At 72.7% G+C, this 10,168-nt stretch carries 9 protein-coding genes and 1 pseudogene; 8 read left to right on the forward strand and 2 right to left on the reverse strand.

Features of this window, described 5'->3' with window-relative positions; all coding sequences use genetic code 11:
- The first annotated feature begins 653 nt into the window (after positions 1 to 653).
- Genes E1298_RS38480 through E1298_RS49805 form a run of 3 tightly spaced genes read left to right on the forward strand, consistent with a single transcriptional unit; the run spans position 654 to position 2,694 of the window.
- A complete protein-coding gene (locus E1298_RS38480; protein ID WP_131902320.1) occupies positions 654 to 1,631 on the forward strand; it encodes an ATP-binding cassette domain-containing protein in 978 nt (325 codons plus the stop codon).
- Positions 1,628 to 2,452: an ABC transporter permease gene (locus E1298_RS38485; RefSeq protein ID WP_165975874.1), complete on the forward strand. Its 825-nt coding sequence runs from the start codon at positions 1,628 to 1,630 to the stop codon at positions 2,450 to 2,452. The genes E1298_RS38480 and E1298_RS38485 overlap by 4 nt, the downstream gene beginning before the upstream one ends.
- Positions 2,449 to 2,694 carry a hypothetical protein gene (locus E1298_RS49805; protein WP_207945091.1) on the forward strand — a complete coding sequence of 82 codons (246 nt, stop codon included), beginning with the start codon at positions 2,449 to 2,451 and terminating at the stop codon, positions 2,692 to 2,694. The genes E1298_RS38485 and E1298_RS49805 overlap by 4 nt, the downstream gene beginning before the upstream one ends.
- A gap of 326 nt (positions 2,695 to 3,020) precedes the next feature.
- Here the strand turns inward: E1298_RS49805 and E1298_RS52005 are convergent.
- Together E1298_RS52005 and E1298_RS38495 are read right to left on the reverse strand one after the other, a co-directional pair.
- Positions 3,021 to 3,675 (reverse strand): annotated as a pseudogene (locus E1298_RS52005) (amidase family protein).
- Positions 3,676 to 3,958: 283 nt separating this feature from the next.
- Positions 3,959 to 7,228, reverse strand: a complete 3,270-nt coding sequence (locus tag E1298_RS38495; RefSeq protein WP_165975875.1) for an ATP-binding protein — start codon at positions 7,226 to 7,228, stop codon at positions 3,959 to 3,961.
- A gap of 79 nt (positions 7,229 to 7,307) precedes the next feature.
- Between E1298_RS38495 and E1298_RS38500 the strand changes: the two genes are divergently transcribed.
- From E1298_RS38500 to E1298_RS38520, 5 genes are all read left to right on the forward strand, one after another.
- Complete coding sequence (locus E1298_RS38500) at positions 7,308 to 8,114, forward strand: MBL fold metallo-hydrolase (RefSeq protein ID WP_243726064.1); 807 nt, start codon at positions 7,308 to 7,310, stop codon at positions 8,112 to 8,114.
- Positions 8,115 to 8,123: 9 nt separating this feature from the next.
- Complete coding sequence (locus tag E1298_RS38505) at positions 8,124 to 8,381, forward strand: DUF7218 family protein (RefSeq protein ID WP_131902322.1); 258 nt, start codon at positions 8,124 to 8,126, stop codon at positions 8,379 to 8,381.
- Positions 8,381 to 8,731 (forward strand): VOC family protein, encoded by a 351-nt coding sequence (locus E1298_RS38510; protein WP_131902323.1) that lies wholly within the window; start codon positions 8,381 to 8,383, stop codon positions 8,729 to 8,731. Before E1298_RS38505 ends, E1298_RS38510 begins: the two co-directional genes overlap by 1 nt.
- Entirely contained in the window at positions 8,728 to 9,225 is a 498-nt protein-coding gene (locus tag E1298_RS38515) for a DUF1360 domain-containing protein (RefSeq protein ID WP_131902324.1), read from the forward strand. Before E1298_RS38510 ends, E1298_RS38515 begins: the two co-directional genes overlap by 4 nt.
- Positions 9,226 to 9,282: 57 nt before the next feature.
- Positions 9,283 to 10,168, forward strand: an 886-nt coding sequence (locus E1298_RS38520; RefSeq protein ID WP_131902325.1) for a baeRF2 domain-containing protein, incomplete at its 3' end; no start/stop codon positions are given.

Here is a 10,168-nt window from a genome sequence, read left to right on the forward strand (position 1 = left end):
CCCCACCACCGAACCAAACAAACAGAACGGCGGCCACGGGGAGACCCGGCCAACCAACAGCCGGATCTATAAAGGCACTGGCTTTTAACACGCTGTTGAGTTCTCAAGAAACGGACACCCACCGCGCCAGACCCGCAACCGCAGGCCCCGCTCCGGGGCAACCCTTCTAACTTACCGGAATCTTCGAGCCTGTCAACCTACTCCGTAGAGTCGATCTTCGGTCCGCAGCCCGTCCCCCGTGCGACATCGCAGGCAGCGAAGACCGCCTGTGAAGATCTTGCGAGGGAGTCCCTTGGGCCGGCCACCTTGCGGCGTCCTGCATCCCGTCTCGGGCTTACCTACTCAGACTACCTCGGGTCGGAGCGAGCTTCGAACCGTTTTCCTCTGATGGCTTCCCCTGGGGCCGTCCGCCTCCCGGCGTCCCGCATCCCCTTGGGGCAGGCAGAACACTAGGCAGCGTTGGACGGCCCGTCAAATCAGCGCGTCCACTCCCTGGCCCATCTCCGGAAACCCGCTGGTCACACACTCGTCAGCGACCCAGCATCAGTGGGCTGTCAGCGCTGTGTCAGCAAGCGCGCACCGCTGTGCGCGGCGTGTCAGGGCCCTGCCGCACGGTGGTGGGGACCGAACGAGAAAACTTCGAAAGGTTGACCATGAACTACGTGATCCAGGCCGAGGGTCTGCGAAAGCGCTTCGGGGAGACCCATGCGCTGGACGGTGTGGACATCGCGGTCCGGCGCGGCACCGTGCTCGGTGTGCTGGGACCGAACGGGGCGGGGAAGACGACGGCGGTCCGGATCCTGGCGACCCTGCTCAAGCCGGACGCGGGACATGCCGAGGTGTGCGGCTACGACGTCGGCAAGGACGCGGTCCGGGTGCGCGCGAAGATCGGGTTGACCGGCCAGTACGCCTCGGTGGACGAGGAGCTGACCGGGTCGGAGAACCTGGTGATGATCGCGCGGCTGCTGGACTTCGGCCGGGCCCAGGCGCGGACCAGGGCGCGGGAGCTGCTGGAGCGGTTCCGGCTGACGGAGGCCGGGTCGCGGGCGGTCAAGACGTATTCGGGCGGCATGCGGCGGCGGCTCGATCTGGCGGCGAGCCTGATCAACCGTCCGGAGGTCATCTACCTGGACGAGCCGACGACGGGGCTGGACCCGCGGGCCCGCAACGAGGTGTGGGAGACGGTGCGCGGGGTGGTCGCCGAGGGGGCGACCGTCCTGCTGACCACCCAGTATCTGGAGGAGGCCGATGCGCTGGCGAACCGGATCGCGGTGTTCGACCACGGCCGGGTGATCGCCGAGGGGACGTCCGACGACCTGAAGGCGCGGATCGGGCGGCAGACGCTCGCCGTCCGCGCGACGGAGGGGCACCGGACGGAGCAGCTCACCTCGATCGTCGCCGAGCTCACCGGGGAACGTCCGGACGTGCAGGAGCCGACGGGCCTGGTCACCGCGCCGGTGCCGGACCCGGCGGTGCTGTCGGCGCTGGTCCGGCGGATGGACGACGCGTCCATCGTGGCGGCGGAGCTGGCGCTGCGCATGCCGAGCCTGGACGAGGTGTTCCTCACGCTCACCGGCCACATGGCCGAGGAGCCCGAAGCCGATCTCGTCACCGAGGGGAGCCTGGCATGACAACGATCACCACTGACGTGCGGCGGGTGTCCACGGCCGAGCCGCCGGCGCGCATCAGCCCGCGCCGGACGCTGCGCCACGGCCTGACGCTGGCCTGGCGCAACATCGCCCAGCTGAAGCACTCCCCGGAGAAGCTGCTGGACACGACGCTGATGCCGATCGTCTTCCTGCTGCTGTTCCTGTACGTGTTCGGCGGGGCGGTGTCGGGAAGCACCCATGAGTACCTTCAGCAGTTGCTGCCCGGTCTCGTCGCACAGATGGCGATGTTCGCGACGATGGGGCTCGGGACGGCGCTGAACGAGGACATCCACAAGGGCGTGTTCGACCGGTTCCGGAGCCTGCCGATCGCCCGTTCCGCGCCGCTGATCGGGACGGTGCTGGGCGACACAGTCCGGTTCATCATCGTGATGACGGTGCTGGTGAGCTTCGGGTCGATCCTGGGGTTCAGGTTCCACACGGACCCGTTGTCGGTGCTGGGGGCCTTCGCGCTGGCGTACGTGTTCTACCTGGCGGTCTGCTGGATCTCGGTGCTGGTCGGGCTCGTCGCGCCGTCGCCGGACACGGTCCAGGGATTCTCGTTCCTGTGGGTGATGCCGCTGACGTTCGGCAGCAGCGTCCTCGTCCCGGACACGTCCACGATGCCCGGCTGGCTGGAGGCGTGGACGAAGGTCAACCCGGTGTCGCATCTGGCGAGCGCGGTCCGTGCGCTCACCGTGGGCGGTCCCGTGGGGAACCACGTGTGGTTCACGCTGGCGTGGGCCGCCGGGATCGTGATCGTCACGTTCCCGCTGGCCATGCGGATGTACTCGCGCCGCGCGTGATCGCCGGGAGCCGGGCCGGCAGGCTGGCCCGGTCCGCCGGCGGGCGGGCCGGGCCAGGGGCCGGGGCGGGCGCCGGCCCGGAAGCGGAGTGCCGGGTCGGCGTACCGTGCCTCGGCCACGGCGTACAGCCCGTCGATCCCGGCCTCCAGGAACGGGTACTCGGCGGCGAGGTGGGCCAGTTCTCCCCGGGGAGCGTGGCGATGGCGGGGACGCGGCGGTGCCTGCCGATCGCGCCCTGGTAGGCGTCGGCGGCGCGCAGGACGGCGGCTTCGCTGAACGCGGGGCCCCCGAAATGGCCGCGACAGCGGCAGGCCCGCCGCCGTGTGGCCCATCGGCGCGGCGAGGACGGGTTGCCGACGCTGTCCCAGTACGGCGTGAAGAAGTGGCGGGACGTCGCGTCCACGTTGATGGTGCCTGCGGCGTCGGTGGTGTCGGCCTAGCGCGGGGCGCCGATCGCGAGGGTGGGGGCACGCGACATGGTCGAAGAGCCGGGGCGTCGCGTCCTGAGCCATCCTCCGCACGCGCTGCGCCTGGACGTAGTCGGCGCCCGTGGCGAAGGCACCGCGGGCTAGGTCGAGCCGGGGCGGTGGCGGAGTAGTCGTCCCGCCGTCCGGCGAGGTCGTTTCGGTGGTAGGCGAGCGCCTCGGCGCCCATGGGTGACGAAGTCGGCGGTCAGGGTCTCGGGCCAGTCCGGCAGGTCGATCTCGCTGAGGTCGGCGCCCAGGCCGGTGAGGACGCGGAGCGTCTCGTCGAACGCCGGGGCCCTGGCGGGGTCGGCGTCCGCCGGGAAGTGGTGCTCGCGCGCGACGCCGATACGCATGCCTTCGAGTGAGCCGTCGAAGGCCGGTGGGATGTACGGGACCGTCCACAGTGTCGGGGTCGCTCGGGTGGGGCCCGCAATGGCGGTGAGGACGGCGGCGCAGTCGCGGGCGCTGCGGCGCAGCGGGCCGACGTGGTCGAGGCTGTACCCGAGCGGGACGACGCCGGACTTGGAGCCCGCCGAAGGTCGGCATTAGCCCGGTCACACCGGAGAGCGCTGCCGGGACGCGGATGCTGCCCGCCGTGTCGGTGCCGAGCCCCGCGAAGAGCATGCCGGTCGCGGTGCCCGAGCGGAGCCACCGGGCGAGATTGCGGTGTTCCCAGGGGTTGCGGGGCACCGGGACGGGTTTGGACGGGTCGGGCATACCGCAGGCGAACTCCATCGTGGTGACCTTGCCGGTGATGACCGCTCCGGCGGCCCTTAGGCGGGCGACGGCTGGAGCGTCCCGTGCCGCGTCCTATGCCGGGTCGAGGACGAGGCTCTGCGCGGTCGTCGGGCTCTCGGCCATGGCGATGATGTCCTTCACGCCGAATGGGACGCCGTGCAGCGGCCCCCGGTCGGTGCCCAGCTCGCCGCACCGCGCCGGAAGGGTGCCTCCCCGCCGATACTGGCGGCGGCCGGAAACGCCCGGCCGGACCGTCCCGACCAGTGAGACGGCACCACACAGGTGGACGAGACCGTGCGGGTCAGGGAACCAGGCCGGATGCCTGGGTGAGGACCTCTTCGCGGGTCGTTTCGCGGCCTCGGGTGTAGGCGGCGGTGAATGCCTGCTCGCCCAGCGCGTCTTCCGTGACGGCGGTGATGCGGCGGACCTCGTAGCAGCTGTCGTCGCGGAAGCCGTGCAGGGTGTGGGCGGTGCCGAGGAGTTCGGCGGCGCGGGTGTGGTCGCCGTGGGCGGAGTACAGGGCGGCCAGGCCCTCCATGAGGGCGGCGATGGTCGGGTTGCCGCAGAGGGCGTCGTCCGCGATGCGGTCCAGGGCGCGGCTGTGCCAGCGGGCCGCGGCCTCCAGGTCGCCCTCCTCCGCCACGAGGCAGCCGAGGCGGCTGTAGGTCCTGCGGGCGACCTGGTTGAAGTCGGGACGGTGCGCCCGCGGCGCCACCCATTCGTAGGCGCGTTCGGCGTGGGGGCGCGCGGCCGCGAGGTCGCCTTCCGCCATGGCGATCTCGGACAGGAGCAGCGAGGCCCCCGCGGCGTCCGCGAGCTCGCCGATGCGTTCGGCGTCTCCCATGGCGCGGTGCAGTTCTTCCCGCGCGCGCTCGACGTCGCCCATCTGGGCCCGTGCTCGCGCGAGATGGGTGAGCATGACGGCGCCCTGTTCGGGGCTGACGCCCTGGACGGCGTAGCCGTACGCCTCCTCGCCGAGGCGGACGGCCTCGGCGAGGTCGCCGCGGGCCAGGGCGACCTGCGCCAGCCCGCCCAGGCTCAGGATCAGCCCGAAGCGGTCGCTGAGCTCCTGGAACAGCGCGTGCGCCGCGGCCGTCTGGACCGCGGCCTCCTCGACCTGACCGGTGTGCATGGCGACGTATCCAAGGATGACGCGGGTGAGGGCACGGACCCAGGGATCGGGATGGTCCATCACGCGCAGCAGCTCGCGGCGCGTGCCGTCCATGTCCCCGGTGAAGAGGTGGACGGCCGGACGGACGAGGAGCAGCGCCGGATGGCGGGGCGGCTCGGGCACGATCGCCGACACGCGGTCGAAGATCGCCTGCAGCGAGTCGGTCGTCGGGCCCGAGGAGCCGGCCATCTCGGCGACGACGTCCGCCGAGATGACGCACATCACGTACTGCTCCTCCAGGCCCGGAGGCGGGGTGTCGCCGGTCATGCGGCGGACGCCCTGCGCCCAGCCGCCCGCCTCGATCTCCATGTCGCTCATGAACCAGAACCACATCAGCCCGCCCACGAGCCGCAGGCCCGCCTCCACGTCGCCGATGTCGCCGGCGTGCCGGAAGGCCGCGGCGAAGTTGTCGCGCTCGGTGCCGAGCCGGTCGGCCCACAGCATCTGGTCGCGGCCCCGCAGCTCGGGCTCGGCGCGCTCGGCGAACCCGATGCAGTACGCGGCGTGCTCGGAGCGGACGCGGAGGGTCTCGCCCGCCTCCTCCAGCCGCTCGCCCGCGTACACCCGGACGGTCTCCAGCAGCCGGTAGCGGACCTCGGCGTCGCCGTCCGCCAGCACCAGGGACTTGTCGATCAGCGCGGCGATCACGTCGATGACGTCGTGCGGGTCGGGCGCGTCCGGGGCGTCCAGCCCGCACACCCGGACGGCGCTCTCCGGCGTGGCGCCGCCCGCGAACACCGACAGCCGCCGCAGGACGGTGCGTTCCACGTCGTCCAGCAGCTCCCAGCTCCAGTCGACGACCGCGCGGAGCGTGCGGTGCCTGGGGAGCGCGGCGCGGCTGCCGCCGGTCAGCAGCCGGAACCGGTCGCCGAGCCGCGCGGCGATCTGGCCGGAGGTGAGGGAGCGCAGCCGGGCGGCGGCCAGCTCGATGGCGAGGGGGATGCCGTCGAGCGCCCGGCAGATCGCGATGACGTCCGAGGCGTTCTCGGCGTCCACCTCGAAGCCGGGGCGCACCGCCGCCCCGCGGTCGGCGAACAGGCGGACCGCCGCGTAGCGGAGCGCCTCGTCCGGGCCGATGTCCTCGCCGTCCGGCGGGGGCAGCGGGAGGGACGGCACGGGGCACAGCGACTCGCCCGTGATGCCGAGCGGCTCGCGGCTGGTGGCGAGGACCCGCACGCCCGGGGCCTGCCCGAGCATCTCGTCGACGAGGCGCGCGGCCGCGTCGACGAGGTGCTCGCAGTTGTCCAGAACGATGATCATCCGCTTGGCGGCGAGGAAGTCGATCAGCCGGTCCAGGGACCGGGCGGCCGTGCGGGTCTCGGCGGGACGGACGGTCTCGGGGACGCCGAGCGCCGTCAGCACGGCGGGCACGATATCGCCGGGATCGCTGACCGGTGCCAGCGGGACGAACCACACGCCGTCCGGCATCTCGTCGACGAGCGGGGCCGCGCTCTCCCGGGCGAGCCGTGTCTTGCCCGCGCCGCCGGGGCCGGTGAGGGTGACGAGCCGGGTCTCGCGCAGCAGCTTGCCGACGCGCCTGGACTCCTCCTCCCGCCCGACGAAGCTGGTGAGCTGGGCGGGCAGGTTGGTCGGCGCGAGACGGGCCGCGGGCGGGGCGGCGAGGTCGGGACGGGACTCGGGGTCGGGCTCCCGGGCGGGCGCGCGGCCGCCCAGCGCCGCGTCCCCCCGCAGGATCGCCATGTGGACGGCGGCCAGCTCGGGCGAAGGGTCGACGCCGAGCCGGTCGGCGAGCGCGCGGCGGGTCTCCTCGTACACGTCGAGGGCGTCGGCCTGGCGTCCCGCCGCGTACAGCGCGCGCATGAGCTGCCCGCGCAGCCGCTCGCGCAGCGGGTGCGCGGCGGCCAGCGACTCCAGCTCGGCGACCTGGGGGACGCGCAGGCCCGCGGCGAGCTCCGCGTCGACACGGTCCTCGACGGCCGCGAGCCGCAGCTCCCCGAGCCGGGTGATCGTTCCGGCCGCGAAGCCGGCGCCTTCGACGTCGGTCAGGGCGGGGCCGCGCCACAGTTCCAGGGCCCGGCGCAGCCCGTCCGCGCGCCGCGCCGGGTCGGCCTCGCCGCGGGCCGCCGCGACGCCGCGCTCGAACGCGACCGCGTCCACCTCGGTGGGGTCGATGCCCAGCCGGTAGCCGCCGGGGCCGTGCTCGACCAGGTCGCGGCCCGCCACGCCGCGCAGCCGCGAGACCAGGGCTTGGAGCGCGTTTCCGCCCCCGCCCGGCGGGTCGCCGTCCCACAGGTCGTCGAGCAGCCGCTCCGCCGAGACCGGCCGCCCGGCCTCGGCCGCGAGCCGGATCAGCAGGGCGCGCAGCCGGGGACCGCTGACCTCGACGGGCCTGGCGGCCTCGTCCCGCACTTCCAGCGGGCCCAGGATGCCGATGCGCACATGTCCCCTTTCCGGATGCCATTGTCCCCGATGACGGCACTCCTGAGATCGTGAAGCCATGTACCAGGAACCGCGAACCGTGTCAGGCGTCGAGATCGTCCCCCTGTGCGACGCGGTGGGACCGATGGGAGAGTCCTTGCGCCGCCCGCTCCCCGAGACATTCCCCGGATCGTCCCCGGCCCTCTGGGAACGGCTCCGCGAGGAGGTCCCCCAGGTCTTCGGCCCGGACGGCGAGTGGGTCCTGCGCTTCCACTGCTTCGTCCTGCGCGTCCCGGAGGGCGCCACGATCCTGGTCGACACCGGCCTCGGACCGGAGGACTCCCCCGCCGCGTCGTGGGCGCCCGTGCCCGGCGGCCTGCTCGGCGCCCTGGCCGGGATCGGCCTCGCGCCGGGCGACATCGACACCGTCGTGCTCACCCACCTGCACAGCGACCACGCCGCCGGGGCCGCCGCGAAGGGCGAGCCGGTCTTCCCGAACGCGCGGCACATCGTCCAGCGGACGGAGCTGGACTGGCTGGAGGGCGGCGGCGGGCCCGTCCTGGACGACATCGTCCGTCCGCTCCAGCGCGCGGGGCTTTTGCACGCCGTCTCCGGGGACACGGCCCTCGCCCCCGATGTCGCGATCGTCCCCACGCCGGGGCACACGCCCGGCCACCAGTCCGTGATCGTCGGGGACGACGCCCTGGTCGTGGCCGGGGACGTCGTCCTGCATCCCGCTCAGCTGGCCGACCCGTCCGTCACCTACGTCTACGACGAGGACGCAGCGGCCGCCGCGGCCACACGGGCCGCCCTCCTGGCGCGCATGCGCGGCGGTGTCCTCGCCGCGCCCCATCTGCACGTGCCGTTCGTTTCCGTGCCCGATGTGTGGAGCGCTCATGGCGGGTAGTTGACCCTTATGCCAAGAGCACAGATCAAGGACGAGAAGACTTACCAGAAACTCCGCAAGAAGGGAGAGAGCAAGGAGAAGTCCGCCCGGATCGCCAACGCGTCCGCGGGTCAGGGCAAGAAGAAGGTCGGGAAGAAGGGCGGCAAGAACCCGTCCTATTCCGACTGGTCCAAGGAAGACCTGATGAAGCGCGCCCGCGAGATCGGTGTCGAGGGCCGCTCCTCCATGAACAAGTCGCAGTTGGTCAACGCGCTGCGCAACCACTGATGGAACTGGTCTTCGTCCTGGACTGCTCCGATCCGGACGGCCTGGCGGACTTCTGGGCCGCGGCCCTCGGCTACGAGCGCGGCCCCTACGAACCGCCCTACGTGCGCCTGGATCCGCCCGGCGAGGGGCCGCGGATGCTGCTGCAGCGCGTCCCCGAGCCCAAGGTCGCCAAGAACCGGATGCATCCGGACCTGCGGATCACCGACATGGACGCCGAGCTCACCCGCGTGACGGCGCTCGGCGCCCGTGTCGTCCGCGGCCCCTTCGTGGACGACGGCTGGCCGACGACGGTCCTCGCCGACCCGGAGGGCAACGAGTTCTGCCTGATCGTCCCGGAGGAAGTGCGATGAACACGGTGGTCGACACCGCCCGCAGGCAGAAGCGGGAGTACACCGACGGCGCGGACCGCCCCCTCGGCTCCTACCTCGCCACCATGGCCGTCTACGCGCTGTCCGCGGGGACGGTCGCGCTGCTGGCCAGGCGCCGCGGCCGCGCGCCGTCCATCGGGGCCGGCGACCTGGCGCTGATGACGATCACCACGCACAAGCTGTCCCGGCTGATTGCCAAGGACCCGGTGACGAGCCCGTTGCGCGCCCCCTTCACCCGCTACTCGGGGACGGCCGAGCTGTCGGAGGAGGTGCGCGGCAAGGGGATCAGGCACGCGGTCGGCGAGCTGATCACCTGCCCGTTCTGCACCGGCCAGTGGGTCGCCACCGCCTACGCCGCCGGCCTGGTCTTCGCCCCGGACGCCACCCGCCTCGCGGGCGCGACCATGACCGCCGTGGCCGGCTCCGACTGGCTCCAGCTGGCCTACGCGAGGCTCCAGCAGGCCGCCGAGGACTGACGTCCCCCGCGTCACATTCTTTACGTTTGCCCCAGCCGGGATGGGTACGGCCACTCCATGGATCTGGCATTCCTCAAAACGCTGTACCAACGTCCGGGCCCGTACGCGTCGGTGTACGCCGACCTCACCCGGACCACCGAGGACGCGTCCAAGGCCGCCGAGCTGCGGTGGCGGGCGCTGCGCGCGGACCTGGAGGCCCAGAGCGCCCCGAGGAGCACCCTCAGCGCGATCGAGCAGACCATCGACGAGGAACTGGCCCTCCGCCACTCCGAGGGGCTGGTGCTCTTCGCGGCGGACGGGGAGGTCGTGCACAGCGAACGCCTTCCGGGCCCGCCCCGCACACCCCAGGCCCGCGTCGCCCCCCTGCCCCACGTCCTGCCCTACCTCGCCGAGCGCGGCGAGCGGTTCCCGCACCTGGTCGCCGTCGTGGACCGCCGCGGCGGCGCCATCGACTGCGTCACCTCCGGCGGCGAGCACCGCCACATCGACGTCCAGGGCGACGAGGACTACCCCATCCGCAAGACCAAGGCGGGCGACTGGAACCAGTCCCGCTTCCAGCGCTCGTCCGAGAACGTATGGAAGGCCAACGCCAAGAAGGTCGCCCACGAGATCGACCGCGCCGCCGAACGCTGCGGCGCCGAGGCCGTGGTGATCGCCGGCGACACCCGGGCCCGCACGGCCGTCCTGGACGAGGTGTCCGAGCACGTCCTTGAGCACACCGTGGAGTCCGACCGCAACATCCACGTCGGCGATCCCGACCTCGAAGCGGAGCTGAGCCGCATCCTGAAGCTCAAGCACGCCGAACGCGTCATGGCCGTCGCCGAGCGCTTCGACCGCGAGCTCGCCAACGGTCAGCGCGCCGTCGCCGGCCTCCCCGCCACCGTCGCCGCCGTCCGCAACGGCCAGGTCGAGACCCTCCTGCTGGACGACGACCCCGACTCCC

It is taken from the genome of Actinomadura rubrisoli, assembly GCF_004349215.1.
GTDB lineage: Bacteria > Actinomycetota > Actinomycetes > Streptosporangiales > Streptosporangiaceae > Spirillospora > Spirillospora rubrisoli.